23 protein-coding genes are annotated in these 24,101 nt (G+C 66.8%); 4 read left to right on the top strand and 19 right to left on the bottom strand.

The window, feature by feature from the left end:
* Position 1 precedes the first annotated feature (1 nt).
* From KVT39_RS35085 to KVT39_RS35055, 7 genes are all read right to left on the bottom strand, one after another.
* The gene (locus KVT39_RS35085; protein WP_217591244.1) at positions 2 to 2,140 is read right to left on the bottom strand and encodes a type VI secretion system Vgr family protein; all 2,139 of its coding nucleotides are present in this window, start codon (positions 2,138 to 2,140) and stop codon (positions 2 to 4) included.
* A 133-nt stretch (positions 2,141 to 2,273) separates the two neighbouring features.
* Positions 2,274 to 4,148, bottom strand: a complete 1,875-nt coding sequence (tssF, locus tag KVT39_RS35080; RefSeq protein ID WP_217591243.1) for a type VI secretion system baseplate subunit TssF — start codon at positions 4,146 to 4,148, stop codon at positions 2,274 to 2,276.
* A gap of 342 nt (positions 4,149 to 4,490) precedes the next feature.
* Positions 4,491 to 5,000 (bottom strand): OmpA family protein, encoded by a 510-nt coding sequence (locus KVT39_RS35075; RefSeq protein ID WP_034180698.1) that lies wholly within the window; start codon positions 4,998 to 5,000, stop codon positions 4,491 to 4,493.
* An 85-nt stretch (positions 5,001 to 5,085) separates the two neighbouring features.
* Positions 5,086 to 6,354 carry a diguanylate cyclase gene (locus KVT39_RS35070; RefSeq protein ID WP_105391666.1) on the bottom strand — a complete coding sequence of 423 codons (1,269 nt, stop codon included), beginning with the start codon at positions 6,352 to 6,354 and terminating at the stop codon, positions 5,086 to 5,088.
* Positions 6,351 to 7,049: a YfiR family protein gene (locus KVT39_RS35065; RefSeq protein WP_217591242.1), complete on the bottom strand. Its 699-nt coding sequence runs from the start codon at positions 7,047 to 7,049 to the stop codon at positions 6,351 to 6,353. The genes KVT39_RS35070 and KVT39_RS35065 overlap by 4 nt, the downstream gene beginning before the upstream one ends.
* Before the next feature lie 266 nt (positions 7,050 to 7,315).
* Positions 7,316 to 7,591 carry a hypothetical protein gene (locus KVT39_RS35060; RefSeq protein ID WP_217591241.1) on the bottom strand — a complete coding sequence of 92 codons (276 nt, stop codon included), beginning with the start codon at positions 7,589 to 7,591 and terminating at the stop codon, positions 7,316 to 7,318.
* Positions 7,575 to 7,787 (bottom strand): hypothetical protein, encoded by a 213-nt coding sequence (locus tag KVT39_RS35055; protein ID WP_217591240.1) that lies wholly within the window; start codon positions 7,785 to 7,787, stop codon positions 7,575 to 7,577. The genes KVT39_RS35060 and KVT39_RS35055 overlap by 17 nt, the downstream gene beginning before the upstream one ends.
* Before the next feature lie 149 nt (positions 7,788 to 7,936).
* On the opposite strand from KVT39_RS35055, the gene KVT39_RS35050 reads away from it, so the two are divergent.
* Complete coding sequence (locus tag KVT39_RS35050; RefSeq protein WP_175747161.1) at positions 7,937 to 9,178, top strand: FAD-binding oxidoreductase; 1,242 nt, start codon at positions 7,937 to 7,939, stop codon at positions 9,176 to 9,178.
* Between the two features lie 31 nt (positions 9,179 to 9,209).
* On the opposite strand, the gene KVT39_RS35045 is transcribed toward KVT39_RS35050, so the two are convergent.
* The 9 genes from KVT39_RS35045 to KVT39_RS35005 form a co-directional block, all read right to left on the bottom strand.
* Positions 9,210 to 9,977, bottom strand: a complete 768-nt coding sequence (locus KVT39_RS35045) for a FadR/GntR family transcriptional regulator (RefSeq protein WP_217591239.1) — start codon at positions 9,975 to 9,977, stop codon at positions 9,210 to 9,212.
* Positions 9,978 to 10,045: 68 nt separating this feature from the next.
* The gene (locus KVT39_RS35040; protein WP_217591238.1) at positions 10,046 to 10,936 is read right to left on the bottom strand and encodes an amidohydrolase; all 891 of its coding nucleotides are present in this window, start codon (positions 10,934 to 10,936) and stop codon (positions 10,046 to 10,048) included.
* Between the two features lie 100 nt (positions 10,937 to 11,036).
* Entirely contained in the window at positions 11,037 to 11,978 is a 942-nt protein-coding gene (locus KVT39_RS35035; protein ID WP_034180704.1) for an ABC transporter substrate-binding protein, read from the bottom strand.
* A 70-nt stretch (positions 11,979 to 12,048) separates the two neighbouring features.
* Positions 12,049 to 13,086, bottom strand: a complete 1,038-nt coding sequence (locus tag KVT39_RS35030) for an ABC transporter permease (protein ID WP_105391671.1) — start codon at positions 13,084 to 13,086, stop codon at positions 12,049 to 12,051.
* A gap of 19 nt (positions 13,087 to 13,105) precedes the next feature.
* A complete protein-coding gene (locus KVT39_RS35025; protein ID WP_217591237.1) occupies positions 13,106 to 14,644 on the bottom strand; it encodes a sugar ABC transporter ATP-binding protein in 1,539 nt (512 codons plus the stop codon).
* Between the two features lie 21 nt (positions 14,645 to 14,665).
* Positions 14,666 to 15,442, bottom strand: a complete 777-nt coding sequence (locus KVT39_RS35020) for an SDR family oxidoreductase (RefSeq protein ID WP_034180707.1) — start codon at positions 15,440 to 15,442, stop codon at positions 14,666 to 14,668.
* 67 nt (positions 15,443 to 15,509) lie between these two features.
* Positions 15,510 to 16,787 (bottom strand): L-fuconate dehydratase, encoded by a 1,278-nt coding sequence (locus KVT39_RS35015; RefSeq protein WP_217591236.1) that lies wholly within the window; start codon positions 16,785 to 16,787, stop codon positions 15,510 to 15,512.
* A 23-nt stretch (positions 16,788 to 16,810) separates the two neighbouring features.
* Positions 16,811 to 17,653 carry an ureidoglycolate lyase gene (locus KVT39_RS35010; protein WP_065501325.1) on the bottom strand — a complete coding sequence of 281 codons (843 nt, stop codon included), beginning with the start codon at positions 17,651 to 17,653 and terminating at the stop codon, positions 16,811 to 16,813.
* A gap of 65 nt (positions 17,654 to 17,718) precedes the next feature.
* Complete coding sequence (locus tag KVT39_RS35005; RefSeq protein WP_034180710.1) at positions 17,719 to 18,483, bottom strand: SDR family oxidoreductase; 765 nt, start codon at positions 18,481 to 18,483, stop codon at positions 17,719 to 17,721.
* Between the two features lie 665 nt (positions 18,484 to 19,148).
* On the opposite strand from KVT39_RS35005, the gene KVT39_RS35000 reads away from it, so the two are divergent.
* From KVT39_RS35000 to KVT39_RS34990, 3 genes are all read left to right on the top strand, one after another.
* Positions 19,149 to 19,439: a DUF3331 domain-containing protein gene (locus tag KVT39_RS35000; protein WP_034180711.1), complete on the top strand. Its 291-nt coding sequence runs from the start codon at positions 19,149 to 19,151 to the stop codon at positions 19,437 to 19,439.
* A gap of 167 nt (positions 19,440 to 19,606) precedes the next feature.
* Positions 19,607 to 20,593, top strand: coding sequence for an oxidoreductase (locus KVT39_RS34995; protein ID WP_217591235.1), 987 nt, complete (start codon positions 19,607 to 19,609; stop codon positions 20,591 to 20,593).
* Positions 20,594 to 20,807: 214 nt separating this feature from the next.
* Complete coding sequence (locus KVT39_RS34990) at positions 20,808 to 21,110, top strand: DUF4148 domain-containing protein (RefSeq protein WP_034180712.1); 303 nt, start codon at positions 20,808 to 20,810, stop codon at positions 21,108 to 21,110.
* Between the two features lie 200 nt (positions 21,111 to 21,310).
* On the opposite strand, the gene KVT39_RS34985 is transcribed toward KVT39_RS34990, so the two are convergent.
* From KVT39_RS34985 to KVT39_RS34975, 3 genes are read right to left on the bottom strand one after another with little or no spacing between them, the layout of a single operon-like run.
* Positions 21,311 to 22,516, bottom strand: a complete 1,206-nt coding sequence (locus KVT39_RS34985) for a TauD/TfdA family dioxygenase (protein WP_217591234.1) — start codon at positions 22,514 to 22,516, stop codon at positions 21,311 to 21,313.
* Positions 22,517 to 22,538: 22 nt separating this feature from the next.
* Positions 22,539 to 23,495 carry an alpha/beta hydrolase gene (locus KVT39_RS34980; RefSeq protein WP_217591233.1) on the bottom strand — a complete coding sequence of 319 codons (957 nt, stop codon included), beginning with the start codon at positions 23,493 to 23,495 and terminating at the stop codon, positions 22,539 to 22,541.
* 28 nt (positions 23,496 to 23,523) lie between these two features.
* Positions 23,524 to 24,012: a thioesterase family protein gene (locus KVT39_RS34975; RefSeq protein WP_217591232.1), complete on the bottom strand. Its 489-nt coding sequence runs from the start codon at positions 24,010 to 24,012 to the stop codon at positions 23,524 to 23,526.
* Positions 24,013 to 24,101 lie beyond the last annotated feature (89 nt).

Raw genomic sequence — 24,101 nt, 5'->3', positions numbered from 1 at the left:
GTTATTTGTTGAGATCGATGCGCTGGCCGTTGACCATCACGCCGTCGTCGGTCATCAGGATCACGGAGCCCTTGTGCTCGAGGCGAATGCCTTCGGGCGCGAGCGAGATCGAGCTGTCCTGCACCTTCAGCAGGATGCCGCGCTCGGCCACGTAGACCTGCGTGCCACCGCCGCCATCCTTGGCAGGCGTCGTCACTTCGACCGTGGTTGCGGTCGTACTCCGCTTCTCGGAAATCGTCTCGGTCAGGTTGCCCTGCGGAATCTGCTTTTCTTCGCTGCCCGTCGCCACCAGCACGGTACGCATCGGCCCCAGCACCTTGTGCGTCTCGTTGTTCTCGACCACGGTGTTCATGTCCTTCTGGGCATGCATGAAGAATTCCTGCATGCCGTTCGTGTCGGTCATGCGGATCTCGTTCGACCCCTGCCCCTTGTGCGTCTGGCTCTTGATCCCCATCGTCTGACCGGCCGCACCGTGGTACGGATTGCCTTGCTCGCCATTGAACACGCGGCCGACGATCACCGGGTTATCCGGGTCGCCCTGGTTGAACGCCACGAGCACTTCCTGCTTGATCCGCGGAATCGCGGCCGCGCCCCAGCCATCGCCCGCCCACGGTTGCGACACGCGCACCCACATCGAGTCGGAGCCGTCCTTCTTGCCGCGCCGGTCCCACGGGAAGTGCACCTTCACCGCGCTCCCGTTGGTGTAGATTTCCTCGCCCTTCGGACCGACGACGATCGCCGACTGCGTACCGTGAATCACCGGTTTCGGCGTGCCGCGCGGCGCACGGTACGGAATCTTCTTCGGCAGCAACGCGAAGCTGTTGCGGTACGGCAGTTTTGCGCTGTGCTGCGTGTAATCGTTTACCGCCTCGTGACGCACGTGCAGGATCACGTATTCCTGGTTGTTCTCGAGGACCGGGTGATTCGCCACGTTGACGGCGCCGGCCGTGGTCATGCGCCACGCGTAGCCGCCGCCGGTATAGCGATGGGCCTGCGCCTCCTCGGCCTCCATCGCAAAGCGCGCGTAACGGTTGCCGTCGTCGCCGTGGTCGTACAGCGACTGGTGCTCGAACCGCTCGGTCGAGTCGAGCCGCGCGTGCTTGAGGTTCTGCGGGCCGGCTTCCACCAGCATCAGCGGCGACGACGGATTCTGATGATTGAAGTCGCGGAACGTGACCTTGCCGACGCCAAAGCGCCGGCCTTCGTGCAACTGGTCGATGCCGCTGTCCTCACTCGCCTCGGTGGCGGCGAACGGCACAGTTGCCAGGCCGTCGATCGGACGGAACAGCAAATTCGTGTCGCCGATCACAAGCATGTGCTTGTCCTTCTCGTAGCGGTGCGTCCAGACCAGCCCTTCCTGCTCCATCAACCGCGCGCAGAAGTTGTAGTAGCTCTCCTGGTACATCACCACGTATTCGAGCGGTTTCTGGCTCGTCCGGATGTCGAATACGAAATCCGAAAATCCGTGCTCCTGGAAAATCTCGGTGAGGATGTCCTGCGCGGTCTTGTTCTGGAAGATCCGGCAGTCGGTGGAGCGCGTCAGGAACCAGAACCACGGCACCGCCGTCAGGTGGTACTGCGTGACGTTCCCGGGATTGCCGGCGCGGTCGAACGACGCGACGTAGCCGTCGAAGTAACGGTCGTTCTCGCCGGTACCCGATGCTACGACGCGTTCGAGCGTCGACAGGCGCGCCTGCTGATCGAACCGGATCTTGACCTGCTGGCCGATCAGGTCGTCGGGGCGCAGGTCGTGGCGATGCGACAGCAGGTCGAGGTGGATTTCCGGCAAGCGGTTCACGTACTCGTCGACGACGGCGGCGCTGACCAGCAGCACATCCGGGCCGAGCGGCGTATCGAGCGTCACGTAGCGATTGAGCTGGGTCAGGCGCGCGGGGTTGGCGGCGCCGTTGATCGCTTCGGCAACCGCGCCGGGCGTCTTGTCCATCAGCGAGAAGCCGGTCTGTGCGAGCTGCATCGCACGCTGGACGGTGTCGACGTGCCCGGCCAGGCCCGCGAGCGGCCCGAGGCTCCCGGCAACACTCGAGGCGACCGGGCCTGCCAGGCCGCCGAGCGCGCTCAAGGAGCCGAGCGCACTGCCGCCCAAACCATTGGGAATACCCCCGTTCGGAGCGAAACTCATTCTTGTTCCTTGCGTGTGATCTCAGGTTCCGTGGACCGGCTGGCCGGCCCGAAGCCACGATAATGTAGGACAAAATCCGACCGCGCGAAAGGCACCCGCAAACGTTTCCGTTCGAGCCCCGAAAATCGAAAAACTAGACCAGCGGCTGGACGCCTGGGCACGGTTGCCCACGGCGAAGCAGCGCGCCGGTATGCGCCGAGAACAGCACAATCTGCACGAAACTGGTGACAGGAACGTGGGGGGCGAAGAACCGATCCATCACGTGCGCGAATCCGCCAAGACTGAACCCGGCGAAACGCTGCTCATCGACCACCAACCGCACTTCGAGCCCCTGCACGAACGCCGACGCCGGCTTGCCGGGCATCCAGCGCCGAACGCGTGCGGTCGACAACGACACGAGCGCGTCGAAGCGCCGCCCGGCGTCGACCGAGCATTCCGCCCAGCGGGCGCAGAGCTGCGTCAGTTGGGCCAGACCGCCGTTGTCGAGGCGAATCGCCTGCGGCACGAGCAAAGACAACACATTCCACAGCTCGCCATAGCGGAAAGCCGGCGGCCGGCTCCGGGTCGGCCGGTTCAACAGCGCGATCGTCCCCACCGGATCGCCCGCGCGCAAGGCCAGCTCGCGTTCCTGCATCCCGGACAGATCGCCCTGGGTACAGGAAAGCCGGATCGCCAGTTTGCGACGCCCGGGATCGGCGGGTTGGCCGTCCCGGTCGATCAGTGCCAGTTCGACGCCGCGGAGCAGGTCTGCAATCTCGTCCGGGGACGGTGTCTTGCCCGCCTTTTTGTCCTTGGGATCGACAGGCTTCTTCGGCGCCCGCCGAGCCTCGTCGCGCAACACGACCCAGTACAGCCCGAGGTGGGCACCCATCCCATGCTGCAACGATTGGAACGGCGGCAGCAGCGACGTACCCGCGTCGGAAGTCTCGCGAATCGTGTCGATCGACCAGATGTTCGTCTGCGACGCGTTCTTCTGTTCCAGCGATTTCACCGGGTAATACGAACAACCGGTATAAGTCTCAATCGGCTCGGCGTCGTCCGGGAAAAGGTTGATCACGGGCGTACAGAACAAGCGCACATGTTCAGCCGTCGCGGCAGCCAGGCGTTGCGCCCGATGAGAGTCCGGATGCACGCCGGCGATCGCCAGGTGCAGCGCGACGCGACGACTGCCGCCCGCGATCCGCTTGAGCGGTCGCATATCCAGCTCGACAAAATCGAAGCGTTCCGGGATGGCGCAGTACTCCATCAGCAGGTGAAAAGGCCCGAGCGCGTCGTCACGCGGCATATCGAGCAGCGCATCGGCCGGCTCGAGGCCGACGGCCGTGAATACCGCGTTCGGAAGACGCTTCCAGCGTCCGGATTCGTCGGCCTCGGCGAAACCGCGTACGGCAAACAGCAGGACGGCGTCCGTGAGTGCCGCGACGATCTCGCGCGCGCCGGTGAAGTGCAGACGCAACCTGTCCGGCACGATCGCGAACGTGGCTTCAGGCGAGGTCAGCTCAAACGTGACGGCCAGCAAGCCGGTCGTTTCGGACGGCAACGCCGCATCGCGCGGCGCAATCGCCGACGTCGTGTAACGCACATCCGAAACGGCCAGCGGCACGATCGCGACTTCATCCGTCATGCGAAATACTTCACGATCGGCCGGTGCAACCAGGTGTTCGCCGCGCGGGATGACGCGGGGCCCGGTCTGTTCGCCCGTTCGGTCGACATGAAATTGTGCAATCGCGCAGGAAGGAAACGGGCGCAAGAACGCACCGTGCAGTGTCTCGAGAAGGCCACGCGTAAACGCGGGCACATCATCCTCGAGACGAATGGCGTGAGACGACGACATCAATGCGAACGACTGCAACAGACGTTCGACGTGCGGATCTTCGGAATGCTCGCCGGTGATTGCCAGGCGAGCGGCGATTTTAGGAAAACGCTGCGAGAACGTCTGCATCGAACGACGCAGCAGCGCCATCTCGCGTTCGAAGTGCGGAAGCAAATTCTTGGGATCGATGGTCATACACGTTCCGGTCGTCGCCGCGTTCGCCAAATGGCGATGCGGAGTTCAAGAAAACGAGCGGAACGATTCTATTCGGTCAACTGATAATCTAGTTTCGAATTTATTGAGCGGCCTCCGATCTCCAGTCAAGCTTCAGCCAATGATCCGTCCCATAAGCCTTGAACATAAAGGTCCGCTGCTTGTGGGCAGACGCTCAGGTGCCTGCATGGCAATGATGGCAAACAGTTACAACTGACCGCACCGAGACATTCCTGTATCCGTGTTTTCAGGAACAGGCTGAGCGGCTTGCTTGTCGCCGTGCAAAGCACGCGTCATCGCAGCATACCCGCGCACGACGCCCCCTCACCTCGGCGAAACAACAATCGCCGCCCGCCGATTCTGTGCCCTCCCTGCCGGCGTCCGGTTATCCCCCACCGGATCGCGCTTCCCTTTCCCGACGACCGCAATGCGCTTCGCATCCAGCCCGACATCGACAAGCTCGATCGCCACGACCTCAGCCCGCCGCCTGGACAACTCGAGGTCGTAATCGTCCGCCCCCTCCCGATCCGAGTACCCATAAACCCGCACCCCGTTAATCTCCGCCGACCTGAGCGTGCGCCCGATCCTTTCGACGATCCGCCGCACATCCGGCTTGAGGTTATAGCGGTCGAAATCGAACAGGATCGGCCCGGTCGAGCCGAACTCGAAACCCTGTTCGGTCTCGTGGAAACCGGCCGACTTGAGCGTCGTGACTTGCGTCTGCGTCAGCCCACGATGAAGCGGCGGCGTCTTGCAGCCCACAAGCAGCATGCACAGCAGCAGCGCGCTGCCGATGCACATCCGCTCCATGCTCACAGGAAACGAGTGGTTCATTTCGCATCCCCTTCGAGTGCGCCCGCGTCGGGCGCGCTTTTTGTAATCCGCTGCCGCGGCCTCGCCCGCAGCGCGAAGCGATCAATCAAACCGGTCCCGCAACACCTTCAGCCAACTGCCACGACCCCGGCCGCGCACGCTTGGCGCGGTACATCGCCGCATCCGCCGCGCGCAGCAGGCCGCTCGCGTCCGACGCGTGGTCGGGATACAACGCAATGCCGACACTCATCATGGTGGCCACCATGCGGCCGTCGGACAGCTCGATCGACGGCACCATGCCGGACAATATCTCGTCTGCGACACGGCACACGCTGCCCGCATCGCGCACCGCCCCCAGCATCACCGCAAATTCGTCGCCGCCCAGGCGGGCGACCAGATCGGCCTCGCGCACCTGCGCGCGCAGCCGCGCCGCGATGCCGATCAGCACCGCGTCGCCGGCGTCGTGGCCGAGGCAATCGTTGATCTCCTTGAAGCGGTCGCAGTCGAGATACAGGATGCCGACCCGCTGCCCCGTCACCGCGGCTTCGCAGAGCGCAAGCGCGAGGCGCGACTCGAACTGCACGCGGTTGGGCAGGCCCGTGAGCGCATCGTGCGTCGCCTTGTGTTCGAGCGACGCGTTTTCATCGCGCAGCGTGTTCTGCCAGTCTTCGAATTCGTCGAGCAACGCATTGAAGTCGTCACCGAGCTGGTTCAACTCGGCGATCGCGGCGGGCTCGACCCGTTGCGCGAATGCACGCTCGCGCCGCACGGCATGCGCAACGCCGGCCAGCGCGCGCAGCGGCGAAACGATGTTGCGCAGCAGACGCTTCGAGCTGACATATGCGCCGAACACGCTGACCGCCAGGCAACCGAGAATGCCGCCGACGCCGCCAAGCAGGAAGCCGAAGAACTGGTGCCCACGGCCGCGCACGACGACGTGGCCGACGACGATGCCGTCGTGCATCACCGGAACCGTCACGGGCCCGGGCAGCGCAAGGTCGGCGACGGCGCGCTCGAGCCGGGCGAGCCCGTTTCCGGCGGGCAACTGCCACGTCGCGAACGGCTGACCCTTGCTGTCCGTGACCACCACCTGCGCGACGTCCTCATCGCCGGCAATCATCCCGATCGCCTCGCTCGCCGCGACGCGGTCGCCGAACACGAGCGCCGCCTCGACCGTATAACCGAGCGAGCGCGCCAGCAGGTTCAGGTTGTTGCCGGCATACGCACGCAATGCGATCACGGCGACGACGATCAACGACACGGCCGCCATCGCGACGGCAACGAACGCGAGGCGCAGGTGCGCGCGGCGCAATACGCTTTGCAGCGTCGGGCGCGACACGCGCGAATGGGGAAAATGAGGCGCGAACCGTGTCATGGCGCCCCCGGCCTTCGCGCGAGATTGAGCACGTTCGGGTGTACGCGCACGCCGCTGCGCGCTACGGCGTCGAGATTGATGTCGAACGAGATGCGCTCGCCGTCGACATTGAGGCAGAACATGCTGCCTGCGGTGCAGTACGGATCGTGTTCCGCGATCGTCAGCACAGGATGGCCGGCCACCGCGGTTCTCACTCGCGTTCGCTCATCGTCGCTCAGGGTGCCGAGATAGACGACGTCGCAGGCCATGCCGAGCGAGGGATCGTCGGAGCGGACGCGCTGCACGTCGAGCAGCGTCGAGCCGGCCTGCAGCGTGTCGGTCAGGCCGCGCGCGTAGTCGGGCCGGCCCGTCACGCACAGATGCAGGCGAATGGGTGTCGTCGGCCAGCGCGTGAAGCTGATGATGCCGAGCACGACCTGACGCACGGCGGAGTCGTGTGACGAAATGGCGGGATCGGTGGGACTTGCAGTGGCGACGGCACGCACGATGTCGGCCGGACCGTCTGCATCGGCGGGAGCCCCGGCGAGCACGACGGATGCCGCACCCAGAACGCAAACGATTGCGATCAGCGCATGACGCAGCGACGCGGCCCAGCCGGGCCGGCCGGACGTCGTCCGCGCGGCGATCGCCGCCGCGCCCGTTGGCGTCGTTGCAGTCGCAAGACTGGCAGCCGCCGCGCACACTCTCGCATCCATGATGGAAACATCCGCTGGCGTTGCCCCCCGGCGTTGCCCTCTGCCTTCAGTCATGCGCGTGCATGGCTCCGTATCACGCGCATGATTCCTTCATCTTAGGTACAAAGCCGCGCGATCAACCAGTGGGAAACACCCGCGAGAAATGTCGGAAAGTATGCGGAATCGGCCCTGTGCGCGACGATGCGGGCGAACGTGATACGCGACGCCGATCGCGTGTCGACGTCGGCAAATTGATCAGCGGATTGGGCGCACGGCCGGCTCAAACTTCATACGCTCCCCGGCGGTACGCCAGATCGTTTTGCGGCATATCCGGGGTGCCAAGCGTTACCGCCTGTCGGCGGATAACCGATGAAGAAATTCAGCTCGTCGCACGCTATCGAATAGGGATAAAGCAGCATGGTATCGTCGCCCTCCCGCCCGAAGACGGCCGGACGCATGTGCGTGCTGCGGAAGAACTGCGCGACAGCCGGCAAACGATCGACGACGCCGGCCCACCTCCGCATCAGCCGATCGGCAAGCGCATGGCTAGGTGCGTTCAGCAATTCCGCGCCACGTCATCGGCACGTCGACGCCGGTCCGCATCTCGTCTGCCGCGATCCAGACATTGCCGTTCACGCGGAAACGCTTCAACTCCGCCGCGCAGGCCTGTTTCGACCGCTCGATCATGACGCGACCGTGGAATGCCGGCCCCGGTGCAACCTCCCGTTCCGCTTCGCCGGGCCGATCCTCAGGCGCCACGCAACGCCCGCTCGTATCCCGTCGCGTAGCACCCTGCCCTTGGCCCCCCACGCCGCCGCGAGTATGCTTGCAGTTCGAACGATCTCCAACCTGGGCGCGCACACCGCACCGTTGATGAGCGCACCGCCAACCGTCTTTCACCACCACCGATGGATTTCGACGTAATCGTTCTCGGCGCCGGCATCGTCGGCGTCTCGGCCGCGCTGCACCTGCAGGATCGCGGCCGCAAGGTCGCCCTCGTCGATCGCGGCGCGCCCGGCGAAGGCACGAGCTTCGGCAACGCGGGGCTGATCGAGCGCTCGTCGGTCGAACCGTATCCGTTCCCGCGTAGCCCGTTCACGCTGATGCGCTATGCGCTGAACCGCTCGACCGATCTGTACTGGCACAGCGCGTCGCTGCCCGCGTTCGCGCCGTGGCTCGCGCGGTTCTGGTGGGAATCGGCGCCGCTGCGTCACGCGGCAGCGTCGCGCGACATGCTGCCGCTGATCGAGCGCTGCATCGCCGAGCATGACGCGCTGATCGCGCGGGCCGGTGCCGGGGAACTCGTGCGCGCGAGCGGCTGGCTCGAAGCGTTCCGCACGCCGGCCGCGTTCGAACGCGGCGTGGCCGAGGCCGGCCTCACCGCGCGCCGCCACGGGCTCGGCATCACGCCGCTCGATGCCGCCGCGCTGCTCGCGCACGAACCGAGCCTCGCGCCCGGCTTCTGCGGCGCGCTGCACTGGCTCGATCCGAAAAGCGTCGTCGATCCGTCCGCGCTCGTCAAAGCGTACGCGCAGCTCTTCGTGCAAGGCGGCGGCACGCTGCTGACGGGCGACGCCGCGAGCCTCGACGCGCTGTCGCCCGGCTGGCAGGTCAGCACGCAGGACGGCATGGCCGCCGCACCGGCCGTCGTCGTCGCGCTCGGCCCATGGTCCGACACGGTGTTCGGCAAGTTCGGCTACAAGATCCCGCTGCGCGAGAAGCGCGGTTATCACATGCACTACGCGCCGTCGGCACGCGGCGTGCCGTCGGCGCCGATCGTCGATCGCGAATACGGCTACGTGATCGCGCCGATGCGGCGCGGGCTGCGGCTGACGACCGGCGTCGAGATCGCGCGGCGCGGCGTACCGCCGACCGGCGTGCAGCTCGAACGCGCGGAACGCGTCGCGCGGCCCGTGTTCGGCTTCGGCGAGCGGCTCGACCCGCAGCCGTGGCTCGGCTTCCGGCCGTGCACGCCCGACATGCGCCCGGTGATCGGCCCCGCGCCCGCGCATCGCGGGCTGTGGTTCTCGTTCGGGCACAACCATCACGGGCTGACGCTCGGCCCCGTCACCGGCCGGCTGCTGGCCGAGATGATGACGGGCGAGACGCCCTTCACCGATCCGGCGCCCTATCGCGCCGACCGCTTCTGATTCTGAACGCGTAGCAAATCAACGCACGCGCTCAGTCGAGCGCGCGGCCGAAGATGCGGATCACTTCGTCGAGATGGTCGGCCATCGCGCGGCGCGCGGCCTCCGGGTCGCGTGCGCGGATCGCGTCGAGGATCGCGCGGTGTTCCAGTTCCGACCGGTGCGGCATGTCGTTCGGCATGTACAGCGACTGCAGCCGCTGGAACATCAGGTCGTACTTGTGCGCGAGCAACTGCTTGATCATCAGCGCATACGCGGGGTTGTCGCTCGCTTCCGCGATACGGATATGAAACAGCCGGTCGCCCGGATGCGTGAGCGAGCCGCTGCGGTTGTCTTCCTGGTTGCGCAGGAACGCTTCGTGGATCCCTTCGATCTGCTCGTCCGAACCGTGCTTCGCGGCGAGCGATGCGGCTTCCGGCTCGATCAGCCGGCGCGCCTGCAACAGCGCGAACGGCGGGATCTCGGTGTCGAGGTCGAGCGCGATGCCGAGCTCGGGATCGATCTCGACGACCGTGAACGGCGCGGCCTTCGCATCGGGTTCGGGCTCGGGCTCGGGCGCGGCGGCCGTTTCGGGATGGCGTACCTTCACGCCGTCACCGACACGCACGCTGACGAGCCCGCTCACTTCGAGCGCGATCAGCGCCTCGCGCACCGACGTGCGCGACACGCCGAACTGCTCGGCCAGTTCGCGCTCGGGCGGCAGATAGCTGCCCGGCGGAAAATCCCCGGACTCGATCATCGCACTGAGCTTGTCGGCGATCTGCTGGTAGAGGCGGCGGTTCTGAATCGGCTGGATGGACATACGTTGATGCAGGTTTTCGGTTGCGTTGCGGACGGTCCGACGAATCGCACGGACCGTTCGCGCCTATTTTATATGCCGCGCTGCGTGTCGCCCGGCACCGCATAACAATGCGCGGCCGTGCCGCCCCACAGCGCGTTGCGCTCGGCCGCCGACAGCCGCGATTCGGCCCAGCGCTCGACGATCGACGCCACTTCGTCATACGACGCGGCGAGCAGGCACACAGGCCAGTCCGACCCGAACATCAGCCGCTGCGGGCCGAACGCATCGAGCGCCGCGTCGAGACACTGCTCGATATGCCGGATGTCCTGCGCGCGCAGGCCGCGCCGCCAGTCGGCTTCGGTCACGAGCCCCGACAGCTTGCACGCGACATGCGGCAGCGCGCCCAGTTCGCGCAGCTCGGCGCGCCAGCGCGGCAGCGCGGTTTCGTCGCGCTCGAATTCGGCGAGCGCGGGCTTGCCGACGTGGTCGAGCACGAGCCAGTGCGCGTCGTGCCGTGCGCAGAATGCGCGCACATCCGGCAACTGGCGCTCGAACACGAGCACGTCGTACACATAGCCGTTCGCCTGCAGCCACGCAACACCGCGATTGAAGCCGGCATCCGCGACGAACGCGCCGACGTCGGCTTCGTCCTGCACCTGGTGACGAAAACCGCGCAGCTTCGGGCTGCGCCATTCGGCGACACGATCGGCAAGCTGCGGCGCGCCGAGATCCTCCCAGCCGACCACCACCGCGATGCGCGCGTCGTCGCGCGCGAGATCGAGCAGGAACGCCGTCTCGTCACGCCCCGCGCGCGCCTGCACCGCGATCGACGCGCCGATCGCCTGCGCATGCATCAGCGGCCACAGCGCGTCGGGCAAGTAGTCGCGTGCGAGCACGCCCATCCCGGCGCCGATCCACGGATAGTCGGCCGCGCGATAACGCCAGAAGTGCTGATGGGAATCGATTCGCACTGCGCCCATGGTGTCCTCGTGTTCCGCTCCCGCAAGCCATCTCACGTCGCCGCACACGCTACCCGCCGCGTGCGGCGACGCCATGGCATGGCATGGCATGGCATGGCAATCAGTCGTACAACGCCGCCGCGACCTTCGGATCGTCGATATTGGTCTTGTCGTACCAGTAGAAACCGGTATCGATGACCTTCGGCAGCTTCTCGCCCTTGATCGCCTTCACGGCCGCCTCGACCGTCTTGTAGCCGATCCCGACCGGGTTCTGCGTGATCGCGCCGGCCATCAGCCCGCTGCGGATCGCGTCCTTCTGCTGCTTGCCGGAATCGTAGCCGACGATCACGACCTTGCGCTTCATCTCGCGCACGCCGTTGACCACGCCGATCGCCGAGCCTTCGTTGGTGCCGAACAGCCCCTTGAGCTTCGGATACCCTTGCAGGATCGACTTCGTCACCTCGGTCGACTTCAGCTGGTCGCCTTCGCCGTACTGCACGGTCACGATCTTCACCTTCGGGTGCGCCGCTTTCATCCGTTCGAGAAAGCCGTCGCGGCGGTCGATGCCGGTGCGGCTCGTCTGGTCGTGCGCGACCACGGCCACCTCGCCTTCGTCGCCGATCAGCGCGGCGAGCTTGTCGGCGGCGAGCGATGCGGCGGCCTTGTTGTTGGTCGAGGCCGTCGTCACCGGGATGTCGCTGTCGACGCCCGAGTCGAACGCGATCACCGGGATCTTCTCGGCCTGCGCCTTCTTCAGCAGCGGCAGCGCGGCCTTGCTGTCGAGCGCCGCGAAGCCGAGCGCGGCCGGCTTCTTCGCGATCGCGGCGGACAGCATGTCGATCTGCTTGTCGACCATCGCCTCGGTTTCGGGGCCTTCGAACGTCACCTTCACCTTGTAGTCCTTCGCGGCCTGCATCGCGCCCGATTTCACGGCCTGCCAGAACTGATGCTGGAAGCCCTTCGAGATCAGCGGGATGTAGGTTTCCTGCGCCTGCGCGCCGGCCGTCACGCCGACGGCAAACGTCAGCCCGACGATCGCGTTCAACACCTTGCTCCTGATCACTTCGCGTCTCCTTGGTTAGTATCTGCTGGGATGCCGGCCATGCCGGCGGTGAAGCGGATGCATGCGCGCGTCAACGGCGCCGCCGACGCAGGATGTCGACGTAGACGGCGAGGATGATGATCACGCCCGTCACGACCGTCTGCCATTCCTGCGCGACCGACATGATGCGCAGGCCGTTGGTCAGCACGCTCATGATGAACGCGCCGATGATGGTGCCGACGATGCTGCCCGCGCCGCCCGACAGCGACGTGCCGCCGATCACGACGGCCGCGATCGCATCGAGCTCGTAGCCCTGCCCGAGCGCGGGCTGCGCGGAATTCAGCCGCGACGCGATCAAAAGCCCGGCGATCCCGCACACCGCGCCGCTGAACGTGTAGACCGCGATCTTCCACGCGTCGACGTTCACGCCGGACAGCCGCAGCGCTTCCTCGTTGCTGCCGAGCGCGAACGTGTAGCGGCCGAAGATCGTCCGGTTCAGCACGATCGATGCGCCGACCGCGACGAGAAACAGGATCAGCACCGCGTTCGGAATCGGCAGCGCGGGAATCAGGTTGCCGATCAGCGAATCCTGCGCGATCGACGTGAAGCCCGGCGTGTCGTTGAAGTAGATCGGCCGCGTGCCCGAGATCACGAGCGACAGCCCCTTGAGCAGCATCATCATGCCGAGCGTCGCGATGAACGGCGGCACCTTCATCTTCGCGATCACGAAGCCCGACACGCAGCCGGACAGCGCGCCGAACAGTAACGCGGCCAGGATCCCGAGCGGCAGCGGCATCCCCCACTTCGTCAGCACGACGCCGGCCATCACCGCGCAGAACGTCATCAGCGTGCCGACCGACAGGTCGATGCCCGACGTGATGATCACGTAGGTACAGGCGACGGCCAGCACGCCGTTCACGGCGGTGGCCTGCAGGATCGTGACGAGGTTGTCGACTTCGAGGAAGTTCGGCGACGCGATGCTGAAGAACACGATCAGCAGCACGAGGCTCGCGAACGCGAGCAGCTTCTGCCGCGCGGCCGGGTTGAAGAAGCGGGCGCGGAAGCCGGATGCGCCGGCCGGCGTATCGCCGGAAGCGAGGGGCGGAACGGGATGCGTATCGTTGGACATGATCGGGTAAGCGTTTGAATCAGGACAATACGGTCGACTCGCGCTGCGTCGCGAGCTGCATGATCTTTTCCTGCGTGGCGTCGGCCGCGCGCAATTCACCGGTGACGCGGCCTTCGCACATCACGAGAATCCGGTGGCTCATGCGCAGCACCTCGGGCAGTTCCGACGAGATCATCACGATCGCCTTGCCGTCGGCGGCGAGCGCATCGAGCAGCTTGTAGATCTCGCTTTTCGCGCCGACGTCGATGCCGCGCGTCGGCTCGTCGAAGAACAGGATGTCGCAGTCGCGCAGCAGCCACTTCGCGATCACGATCTTCTGCTGGTTGCCGCCCGACAGCAGCCGCGCGGGCTGCGCGACCGACGGCGTGCGGATCGCGAGCTGCCGCACGTACGCCTGCGCGGTGTCGCGCATCTTGCGCGCATCGAGAAACAAGCCGCGGCGCACGAAGCGGCGCATGCTCGACAGCGCGATGTTGTTCTGCACGTCCATTCCGACCGCGAGCCCGAAGTGCTTGCGATCCTCGGACAGGTAGCCGATTCCGTGCGCGACCGCGTCGGCCGGCGTGCGGATCGTCACGGTCTTGCCGTGCACGCGGATCTCGCCCGCGTCGACCGGGTCCGCGCCGAACACCGCGCGCGCGACCTCGGTACGGCCCGCACCCATCAGCCCCGCGAAACCGAGGATCTCACCGCGCCGCAGCGTGAAGCCGACATCGCGGATCGCGCGGCCGCGCGACAGCCCGCGCACTTCGAGCGCGACGTCGTTCGCGGACGTGTCGGGCGGCGTGCGGTGCTCCGTATCGAGCTGGCGGCCGACCATCATCGCGATGATCGCGTCCATCGACGTTTCCGCCATCGGCACGGTCGCGACGTACTTGCCGTCGCGCATCACGGTCACGCGATCGGCGATCTGGCGCAGCTCGTCCATCTTGTGCGAGATGTAGACGATGCCGACGCCGTGCGCGCGCAAATCGCGGATGATGCGGAACAGCTCGGCGATCTCCGCGTTGTTGAGCGCGGCGGTCGGCTCGTCCATGATCAGCACGCGCGAGTCGAACGACAGCGCCTTCGCGATCTCGACCATCTGCTGCTTCGCGACCGTCAGCCGGCCGACCGGCGTGCGCGGGTCGAGATCGAGCCGCATCCGCTGGAAGATCGCGGCCGCGTCGCGATTCAATTTGTCTTCGTCGACGAACACGCCGAAGCGGCCGCGCGGCTCGCGGCCGATGAAGATGTTCTGCGCGACGCTCAGGTGGTTCATCAGGTTCAGTTCCTGATGGATGATGCCGATCCCGAGCGCCTGCGCGGTTCGCGGATCGGCGATCTCCACCGCACGGCCTTCCATCAGGATCTCGCCGTCGTCACGCTGATAGACGCCGGCGAGGATCTTCATCAGCGTCGACTTGCCGGCGCCGTTCTCGCCCATCAGCGCATGCACTTCGCCGGCATGCAGGTCGAAACGGCAGTCGTCGAGCGCCTGCACGCCCGGAAAGCGCTTGCCGATACCGCTCAACGCAATCAGCGGCGGCGCGGCGTTCAGGTTCGGGTCGGGTTGCATGGGGTCGGGGTTCCGGTGCATTCAGCCGATCGCGCGGTCGAGATGCGTATAGCCGCCATCGACGAACAGCCACTGGCCCGTCGTGTGCGATGCGCGATCCGACAGCAGGAACACGGTCGTGTCGGCGATCTCGTCGGCCGTCGTGAAGCGCTTGCCGAGCGGCACCTTGCCGGCGATTTCGGCAAGCTTCGCATCGGGATCGTCAAAGCCGGCGAGCCAATTCTTGTAAAGCGGCGTCATCACCTCGGCCGGGATCACCGCGTTCACGCGCACGCCGTCGTCGCGCAATGCGACGGCCCATTCGCGCGTCAACGCGAGCTGCGCGCCCTTCGATGCGCAATAGCCGCTCGTGTTGCCCTGCCCGGTGACGGCCGTCTTCGACGAGATGTTGACGATCGCGCCGCGCGCCGCCTTCAGGTGCGGCACGCAGTAGTGCGCCATCACGTAGTAATGGATCAGGTTGCGCTCGAGCGATGCGACGAATGCGTCGCGCCCGGCGTCGAGGCCGATGCCGTCGTTGATGCCCGCGTTGTTGACGAGGCCGTCGATGCGGCCGAAGCGCGCGACCGTCTGCGCGACCGCATCGCGGCATTGCGCGTCGTCCTGCAGCTCGACCGACACGCATTCGGCGCGCGGCTGCTTCCGTACAAGCTCGCGCCAGAACGCGTCGTCGGGCGTGTGGCGCGCGAACACCACCGGAATCGCGCCCTCGCCGGCGAGCCGCATCGAGATCGCGGCGCCGATGCCCGAGGCACCGCCGGTCACGATCACGACCTTGTCTTGCAGGTTCAAATCCACTTCGCGTCTCCGTCGTTCATGTTTTCGCCGCGCACGATGCACGTCGTGCGGCGTGCGTCGCCGTACTTCAGCCGCGGAACAGGTACTGCTCCAGCGATTCGCGCTTCATCTCGATCGAGAAACCGGGCGCCGTCGGCGGCATGTACGCCGCGCCGCGCACCACGCAAGGCTCGACGAAATGCTCGTGCAGGTGATCGACGTATTCGGTCACGCGCCCTTCCTTCGTGCCGGAAATGCACACGTAGTCGATCATCGACAGGTGCTGCACGTATTCGCACAGCCCGACGCCGCCCGCATGCGGGCACACCGGCAGCCCGTACTTCGCGGCCATCAGCATCACCGCGAGAATCTCGTTCACGCCGCCGAGCCGGCACGCGTCGATCTGCACGACGTCGATCGCGCCGCGCGCGATGAACTGCTTGAACAGCACGCGGTTCTGGCACATCTCGCCGGTCGCGACCTGCACGGGTGCGATCGCCTTGCGGATCTTGCGATGCCCTTCGACGTCGTCGGGGCTCGTCGGCTCCTCGATGAACCACGGCCGCGCGAACGCGAGCTCGCGCACCCAGTCGATCGCCTCGTCGACTTCCCACACCTGGTTCGCGTCGATCATCAGCTTGCGATCCGGGCCGATCACCTCGCGCGCGATCGTCACGCGGCGGATGTCGTCCTCGAGATTCGCGCCGACCTTCAGCTTCACGTAGTCGAACCCCGCGTCGACGGCCTCGCGGCACAGCCGGCGCAGCTTGTCGTCGCTGTAGCCGAGCCAGCCGGCCGACGTCGTGTAGCACGGGTAGCCGTCGCGCTCCAGCGTCGCGATCCGCGCGGCCTTGCCGGGCGCCTGCCGGCGCAGCAGGTCGAGCGCTTCGTCCGGCGTCAGGCAGTCGGTCAGGTAGCGGAAGTCGATCGCGCGCACCAGCTCCTCGGGGCTCATGTCGGCGACGAGCCGCCACAGCGGCTTGCCCACCGCCTTCGCCCACAGATCCCACACCGCGTTGACGACGGCGCCCGTCGCCAGGTGGATCGCGCCCTTGTCGGGGCCGATCCAGCGCAACTGGCTGTCCGACGTGACGTGCCGCCAGAAGCGGCCCATGTCCTCGCGGATCCAGTCGAGGTCGAGGCCGACGACGAGGTGGCGCATCGCGTCGATCGCCGCGCAGCAGATTTCGTTGCCGCGCCCGATGGTGAACGTGAGCCCGTGACCCTCGAGCCCGTCGCGGTCGGTTTCGAGCACGACGTAGGCCGCCGAATAATCGGGGTCCGGATTCATCGCATCGGAGCCGTCGAGCTGCTGCGAGGTCGGAAAGCGCACGTCGAGGACGCGCATCGATCGAATGATAGGCATGACGAACCGTCCGTTAAAGGAAATCAGGCCTGCACGGTGCGCTGGCGCTGCTCGCCGAGCCCGTCGATGCCGAGCGTGATCACCTGCCCGGCGCGCAGGTAGACGGGCGGCTTCTGCCCGAGGCCGACGCCCGGCGGCGTGCCGGTGGAAATCACGTCGCCCGGCTGCAGGCTCATGAAGCGGCTCAGGTAGCTGATCAGGTGCGGCACGCGGAACACCATCGTCGCGGTCGAGCCGTTCTGGTAGCGATGGCCGTCGACGTCGAGCCACAGCCGCAGCGCGTGCGGATCGGGCACTTCGTCGGCCGTCACGAGCCACGGGCCGAGCGGGCCGAACGTGTCGTTGCCCTTGCCCTTGTCCCACGTGCCGCCGCGTTCGAGCTGGTATTCGCGCTCCGACACGTCGTTCACGACGCAGTAGCCGGCAACGTGCGACAGCGCGTCGGCTTCGTCGATATAGCGGCCGCCCCGGCCGATCACCACGCCGAGCTCGACTTCCCAGTCGGTCTTCTCCGAGCCGCGCGGAATCTCGACGTCGTCGTTCGGCCCCGAGATCGCGCTCGTCCACTTGCCGAACACGACGGGCTCCTTCGGCACCTCCATCCCCGATTCGGCCGCGTGATCGGAATAGTTGAGCCCGATGCAGATGAACTTGCCGACGCGACCGACGCACGCGCCGAGCCGCGGCGTGCCTTCGACGAGCGGCAGCGACGACGGCGGAATGTCGCGCAGCCGCGCGAGCGAGGCCGGCGACAGCGCGTCGCCGGCGATGTCGTCGATCACGCCGGACAGGTCGCGGATGTGGCCCTGCGCATCGAGCAGGCCCGGTTTTTCATGGTGTTTGTCGCCAAATCTCAGCAGTTTCATGGGGTTGTCTGAATGGAAAGTAGGGAGGAAGGCGCGGTCAGTTCGACACGGTCGGTTAGACACGGTCAGTTCGACCAGCCGCCGTCGATCAGGTGAATGGCGCCGGTGGTAAATGCCGACTCGTCGGATGCCAGATAGGTTGCCAGCGCGGCGATCTCGTCCGCCGTACCCACGCGCCCCATCGGCTGGCGCGCGACAAATGCGGCGCGCACCGCGTCGATGGTCGTGTTCTGCGTCCGCGCCTGCTCGGCGATACGGGCCTCGAGCGAAGGCGACTCGACCGTGCCGGGGCAGATCGCGTTGCAACGAATGCGTTGACCGACGAAATCGGCGGCCACCGCCTTGGTCAGGCCGATCACGGCCGCCTTGGTCGTGCCGTACACGAAGCGGTTCGGCACGCCCTTCACACTCGACGCGGCCGACGACATGTTGACGATCGACGCGCCGCCGGCTTCGAGCATCGCGGGCAGCAGCGCGCGGATCAGCCGGTACATCGACGTGACGTTCAGGTTCAGCGAAAACGCCCACGCGTCGTCGTCGCAGTCGAGGATCGAGCCGTGATGCACGTAGCCCGCGCAGTTGAACAGCACGTCGAACGCGCGTTCGCTCGCGGCGAGCGCTGCGACGTGTTGCGCGTCGGTGACGTCGAGCCGCCGCGTGGTCAGCCGGCCGCCCGCGCGTTCGGCGTCGGCCGCAAGCCGCGCGAGCGCGGCTTCGTTGATGTCGGTCGCCAGCACGTCGGCGCCCTCGCTTGCGAACCGCAGCGCGGTCGCGCGGCCGATGCCCTGCCCGGCCGCCGTCACCAGCGCACGCTTGCCCTGCAATCTCATGAGTGCTTCTCCCGGAAAAGCCGGCCACAAGTCGGCCGATTGGCACAAAGGACTAAAGGTCCAACCAATGATAGGAAGTGATCGCCCGTTTGTCACGAATTTGGGATTCAGTATTTACCCGAGCGGGCAAATCCGGCGGGTGGACAAGAATGAGGCGCTCGACCGGCCATGGCAGCGCGCTCGCGGATTCGCTCAAACCCAATGCCGGCAGGCCTCTCAGCCGGTTTTTCGCGCACGCGCGGCGCGGCTGCCGCGCCAAACTGACAAAAAAGTCATGTACACGTCAGGGTCTTAACGGGATGCGCGCGCCATCATGGCGTTGCCGGACCGCGCTTCCGGTACATCGCCACCCCGCCCGCGTTCGATCCCTGCGGGCACTCCGTCCCCCGGCGATGTACTCCGTGTCTGGGCGAGCAGGCACGGCGCGCGGGCCGATTTTCCGCCCCGGACTTTCCGTCCGGGGCGTTTTTGTCCGTGGATCCCCAGAAAAATGAGCGTGGATTGTTTCTAAATCGGCAAAAGGTAATTTGAGCCAGACAGGATGTTTTTTCCGGTCACAGACGCTTACATTTAGCGCACCACTCATGGAACCCGCTACGGATTCGCCATCGGGTAGTGACATCCACTGCCACGACCGAACCGCACGAGCTTTAGGAAACGGCAAAATGAAGGCCTCCCAATCCCTGCCTGTGCTCGATCCCCCCGACGTCCACGTCGAAATCCTCGAACAGTCCGATACGCTGCTCGTCGTCCGCTGGGTCGAACCCGGCCGCTGTCACTACGGCGAACAGCGCTGGCGCCGCCGCTTCGCGCAACGCACCGGCACCTGCGCACTGTCGCGCCAGGTCATCCATCGCGGCGACGAAGTCTTCCGCCCGGCCGAACGCCCGGCACCCGCGAACGCGGCCGCGATGATCTCCGCCGCCGAAGTGCTCGGCCTCGCCGGGGGCAGGTAAATCCTGCCAGCCGCGTACCGCGGCCCGCTGCACCACGCCGCGCGCCGGCCCTAGAAGCGCCGGTCTAATTCCCCCGCTTGTCTGCCACGCTCGCACGCACTATCGTTACACCACTCAATGTAACGATTACGTGCCGCGGCCGACCGGTCGCGCCGATGGAGGCAGACATGCATGCATGGAGCGCGCGCCACGTCCCGGCGCAGGGCGGCAAGGTCGCGGTCGTGACCGGCGCCAACAGCGGCCTCGGCTGGCAGCTCGCGGAAACGCTGGCCGCAAAAGGCGCGACCGTCGTGATGGGCTGCCGCGACGCCGCACGCGCCGCGCAGGCCGTCGATGCGATCCGCCGGCTCCATCCCGATGCGCGCGTCGAAGTCGATGCGCTCGACCTCGCCGATCTCGCGTCGATCGAACGCTTCGCGGCCGACGTGTCCGAACGCCACGGCCGCGTCGACATCCTCTGCAACAACGCCGGCGTGATGTTCCTGCCGCTGCGGCACACGCGCGACGGCTTCGAGATGCAGTTCGGCACCAACCACCTCGGCCATTTCGCGCTGACCGGCCATTTGCTGCCCGCGCTGAGCGCCGCGCGACGCGCACGCGTCGTGACGATGTCGAGCGGCTTCAATCGCGGCGGCCGGATTCGCGTCGACGACCTGCGCGCCGAGCATCGCTACAACCGTTATCTCGCCTATTGCGACAGCAAGCTCGCGAACCTCGTGTTCGCGATCGAACTGCAGCGCCGCTTCGAGCGCGCCGCGTTCGCCGGGATCAGCGTCGCCGCGCATCCCGGCTATGCGGCGACCAACCTGCAGTTCGCGGGTCCGGCGATGGACAGTTCGCCCGCCCGCGCCGCGCTGATGCGTGCCGCGAACCGTTATCTCGCGCAACCGGCCGACCAGGGCGCGCTGCCCGCGATCCACGCGGCGACCTCACCCGATCTCGCCGGCGGTGCGTATATCGGGCCGTCCGGCTGGTTCGAATCGCGCGGGCTGCCGGCGCCCGCGAGCGTGCCGCGCGCGGCACGCGACGTGGCTTCGGCAGCGCTGCTGTGGGAGGCATCGGAAGCCGCGACAGGCGTGCGCTTCCTCAGCTCGGGCGCGCCGGCCGGGCCTTCGCCGGGCCGGCCGTTCGACACGGCGGCCGAAGCGCGCTGAACCGCGCGTCGCGATCCGCAACATTCTTCATACTTATTACATCAACCGAAAAGAAAGCCGGTTGAAAGACTGATTCGGCGCACCATTGTTACCGCTCAGAAAACAATTTATCGTCAAAATCAGCGTTTACCCTCAACCATCCGATGACTAAGATTTGATCAATCGCTTAAGACATGGTGTCGACAGCGAACTCAATAAAACACCGGAGGTCATCATGAAATCGCTCGTTTCCGCAGTCGTTGCCGCTGCCGCCCTGTCCGCTTCGTTCGGCGCATTCGCGCAAAGCACCGTGACCCGCGCGCAAGTGAAGAACGAACTGGTCCAGCTCGAACAAGCCGGCTACAAGCCGGGCGTGTCGAGCCCGTACTACCCGAACGACATCCAGAGCGCCGAAGCGCGCGTTCATGGCGCCGACGCCAGCGGCTACGGCGCGCAACCGGCTCCGCTCGTCCATTCGGGCGCCCCGGCTGCCGCAGCGTCGTCGAACGCACGCGATTCGATCTTCTTCGGCCAGTAAGCCGATGCGCCCCCGGCGGGCGCCGCGCGCCGCGCGATGAAGCCGTATCTGGACGAGCCCCTTTGCGGGGCTCGTCCTTTTTTTGTGAAACGCATACCTCCGCCGCCCGGCAGCGGGTGGCTTCGCCCGGGCGCTTTGCGTCCGGGCGCTTTTTCGTCTGCGCATGCATGTGTGCGAGATGAAGCCGCGTGCGCCGCCGGTCAGCGCGGCACGGCCGCGGCAGGCACCGACCGCGACAACACGCGCCACCGCGATAGCAATTCGTCGCGATCGACATAGCAGCCCTGCAGATGCCGGCGGCCGGTCGACGGATCGAACTCGGTGCGCGCATGCAGCACACGCCGGTTGTCGAACGCCCACATGTCGCCCGCCCGCAGCCGGCGCTGGACGCGAAAGCGCGGCTCGCGCGCGAGCGCGAGAAACCGCCGATATGCGCGATAGACGGCCGTGACCGATCCGGCCGGCGCATCGAGCGGCCCGCGCAGGAAGTTCGCGACACGCACCTCGGTCACATTGCCGCGTGCATCGAGCCCGATCACCGGTGCCGAACAACGGTAGTCGCTGTTCGCACTCTTGTTCCAGAACTCGAACGGCGTCGACGCAAGCTGCTCGAAATCGGCCGGATGCTCGCGCCGCAACGCATCCGCGAGCGCGAAGCCGTCGAGGAATACGCTGTCGCCGCCCGTCGCGTCGTTCGCGAGGCAATGCAGGAACTGCACGCCCGGCTGCAACTCGCGCGTCGGCAGGTCGGTGTGCGGCGGCAGGTTGAGCGACGTATACGCATTGCTGTCCGGGCGCGGCTTCGATTCGACGTCGAACAGCACACCGAAATTGCTTTCGCGGATCAGGCCGACGCGGCGCGCGATCTCGTCGACGCGGCCGCGCTCGGCCGGCACGCCTTCGACGAGCGTCAACCCGGTGCGCTGCAACGCGGCGAGCCACGCGAGCAATGCGCCGTCGTCCTGCATCACGTCGCGCCACGCGAACACGCCGATCGCCGTCGCATCGTCGCCGGCCCATACGTGCCGCCCGTGCGCGGCCTGACGCTCGGCGCGCGACGCGTCGTCGTATGCATGCGCGCGCAACCAGCCCGGCGACCACGCGCTGCGATGCCCGTCGTTCCACTCCACATGCAGCGCGCCGTCGGCTTCGACGTGCACGGCGAGCGCCGACAGATCCTCGCGCGCGTCGGCGATCTCGAACACCTGTTCGCGTGTGACCGCATGCACGCACGCGGAACACGCGCAGTTGTCGCGCAGCCAGTCGAAATGGAACGGCGATCGTCGCGTGTCGCTCCACTCGACGTCCACCGCTCCGTCGCCGATTGCTACCGCGGCAATGGCCGCATTGGCCGCGTCGGCGGAAAACGTCCGCCAGTCCTCGATACGGTGTTGCGCTGCCTGCATCGTTGCCTCCCGGAAACGCCCGCTACGCGTGTGGTGCGAGCAGAAACCCGCCGACCGTCCGGTGCATCCGCGCCGCCTGCGGGCTCGTCCCGAGCGCGCGCCAGCAGCCGTGCACCAGCCCCTCTCCCATCCAGTAGCGCGCGGTGCCGCCGGCCGCGTGAATCCGTTCGACGTACACGCGCGCATCGTCGCGCAGCGGATCGTGCTCGGCGCCGATCGCGAGCACGGGCGGCAGGCCATCGAAACGCGAAGCCGCGAGCGGCACCGAAGCGCGCAGCAGCGGGTTGCCGTCCGTCAGTGCGTCGGACAGGCCGCCTTCCCAATACAGCGCGCGATAGCGATGGACATCATCGAGCGTCAGCATCGGCGCATGCGCTTCCGTTTCGCGCGCGGGCGATTGCGGTTCGAAGCCGAGCATCGGATAAACGAGCGCGATACCGTCGATACCGCCTTCGCCCGCATCGCGCAGCGCGGTCGCGACGGCCGCCGCGAGCATGCCGCCCGCGCTGTCGCCCGCAAGCGTCAGCGGCCACGCGCACGGCCCGAACGGCCGGCGCGCATCGCGCGCGGCGCGTGTGACGGCGAGGCAATCTTCAAGAGCAGCCGGTGCGTGGTGTTCGGGCGCCAGCCGGTAGTCGACCGCGATCACGTCGAGCCCCGTGTCGGCCGCCAGTTGCGCGGTGATCAGCGCGTGACTGTCGAGCGAGCCGACGACGAAGCCGCCGCCATGAAAAAACAGCACCGTGCCGCGCGGCGTACCGTGCGCGGCCGCGTAACGCCGCAGTGCGATCGCGCGTCCGTCCGGTGCGTGCCACACGGCATCCTGCTGCACGATGCCCGCCGGCAGGGCCGCCGGTGTCCACTCGGCCGCGAAGCGGTCGTAGAGGCGGCGCTGCTCGTCGGGCGAGCGCGCCGCCGCGTCGGCCGGATACCACGCGTCGACGGCTGCGACGAACGCCGCGATTTCCGGTTCGAGCATCGCGTGCCTCCGCGGTTGAAGATCGACGCTAGCGGCGCGGCGGCAGCCCGATCACGCGGCCCGCATACGCAGGCGCCGTGCAATCGCGCTGCAACGCATGAAGCTCGGCCACGCGCGCGGCAACGTCTGCGTCGAACGGCGCCGACTTCGCGCCGTCGCGCGTATCGACGTGCAGCAGCATCTGCTCGCTCGCCGACACTGCGTCGTCGTGCCCATCCGCGAACAGTTCGAGATACAGGTGCAGCCGCTTCGCGTCGTGTGCGAGCACGCGCGCATCGACGCGTACCTGCGTGCCCTCCTTGATCTCGTGCAGGTAGTTCACGTGCGCTTCGAGCGTGTAGACCGAGCGGCCCCGCTCGCGACGCGCGGCGTCGTCAAGCCCGATGCGATCCAGCAATGCATCGGTCGCGAAGCTGAAGATCAGCAGGTAGAACGCATCGCGCAGGTGGCCGTTGTAGTCGACCCATTCGGGCCGCACCACGTCGCGGTAAATCGTCAGCGGGGTATCGCCCGTCATCGCCTGTCCCTCAGGGTCTGTTTACATATGGAACGCGCATGCGTTGCCACGAGAACGGCCGCTCGCGAGGCGCGCGACGCCGCGAATAC

The organism is Burkholderia sp. GbtcB21 (genome assembly GCF_019091065.1).
Lineage (GTDB): Bacteria > Pseudomonadota > Gammaproteobacteria > Burkholderiales > Burkholderiaceae > Burkholderia > Burkholderia pyrrocinia_C.
This window is presented reverse-complemented; position numbering and strand designations above follow the sequence as displayed.

Bases quoted from the DNA above. Each gene is read 5' to 3' on its own strand.
- KVT39_RS35085 (WP_217591244.1), bottom strand. From the start codon at position 2,140: ATGAGTTTCGCTCCGAACGGGGGTATTCCCAATGGTTTGGGCGGCAGT.
- tssF (WP_217591243.1), bottom strand. From the start codon at position 4,148: ATGACCATCGATCCCAAGAATTTGCTTCCGCACTTCGAACGCGAGATG.
- KVT39_RS35075 (WP_034180698.1), bottom strand. From the start codon at position 5,000: ATGAACCACTCGTTTCCTGTGAGCATGGAGCGGATGTGCATCGGCAGC.
- KVT39_RS35070 (WP_105391666.1), bottom strand. From the start codon at position 6,354: ATGACACGGTTCGCGCCTCATTTTCCCCATTCGCGCGTGTCGCGCCCG.
- KVT39_RS35065 (WP_217591242.1), bottom strand. From the start codon at position 7,049: ATGGATGCGAGAGTGTGCGCGGCGGCTGCCAGTCTTGCGACTGCAACG.
- KVT39_RS35050 (WP_175747161.1), top strand. From the start codon at position 7,937: ATGGATTTCGACGTAATCGTTCTCGGCGCCGGCATCGTCGGCGTCTCG.
- KVT39_RS35045 (WP_217591239.1), bottom strand. From the start codon at position 9,977: ATGTCCATCCAGCCGATTCAGAACCGCCGCCTCTACCAGCAGATCGCC.
- KVT39_RS35040 (WP_217591238.1), bottom strand. From the start codon at position 10,936: ATGGGCGCAGTGCGAATCGATTCCCATCAGCACTTCTGGCGTTATCGC.
- KVT39_RS35030 (WP_105391671.1), bottom strand. From the start codon at position 13,086: ATGTCCAACGATACGCATCCCGTTCCGCCCCTCGCTTCCGGCGATACG.
- KVT39_RS35025 (WP_217591237.1), bottom strand. From the start codon at position 14,644: ATGCAACCCGACCCGAACCTGAACGCCGCGCCGCCGCTGATTGCGTTG.
- KVT39_RS35015 (WP_217591236.1), bottom strand. From the start codon at position 16,787: ATGCCTATCATTCGATCGATGCGCGTCCTCGACGTGCGCTTTCCGACC.
- KVT39_RS35010 (WP_065501325.1), bottom strand. From the start codon at position 17,653: ATGAAACTGCTGAGATTTGGCGACAAACACCATGAAAAACCGGGCCTG.
- KVT39_RS35005 (WP_034180710.1), bottom strand. From the start codon at position 18,483: ATGAGATTGCAGGGCAAGCGTGCGCTGGTGACGGCGGCCGGGCAGGGC.
- KVT39_RS35000 (WP_034180711.1), top strand. From the start codon at position 19,149: ATGAAGGCCTCCCAATCCCTGCCTGTGCTCGATCCCCCCGACGTCCAC.
- KVT39_RS34995 (WP_217591235.1), top strand. From the start codon at position 19,607: ATGCATGCATGGAGCGCGCGCCACGTCCCGGCGCAGGGCGGCAAGGTC.
- KVT39_RS34990 (WP_034180712.1), top strand. From the start codon at position 20,808: ATGAAATCGCTCGTTTCCGCAGTCGTTGCCGCTGCCGCCCTGTCCGCT.
- KVT39_RS34985 (WP_217591234.1), bottom strand. From the start codon at position 22,516: ATGCAGGCAGCGCAACACCGTATCGAGGACTGGCGGACGTTTTCCGCC.
- KVT39_RS34980 (WP_217591233.1), bottom strand. From the start codon at position 23,495: ATGCTCGAACCGGAAATCGCGGCGTTCGTCGCAGCCGTCGACGCGTGG.
- KVT39_RS34975 (WP_217591232.1), bottom strand. From the start codon at position 24,012: ATGACGGGCGATACCCCGCTGACGATTTACCGCGACGTGGTGCGGCCC.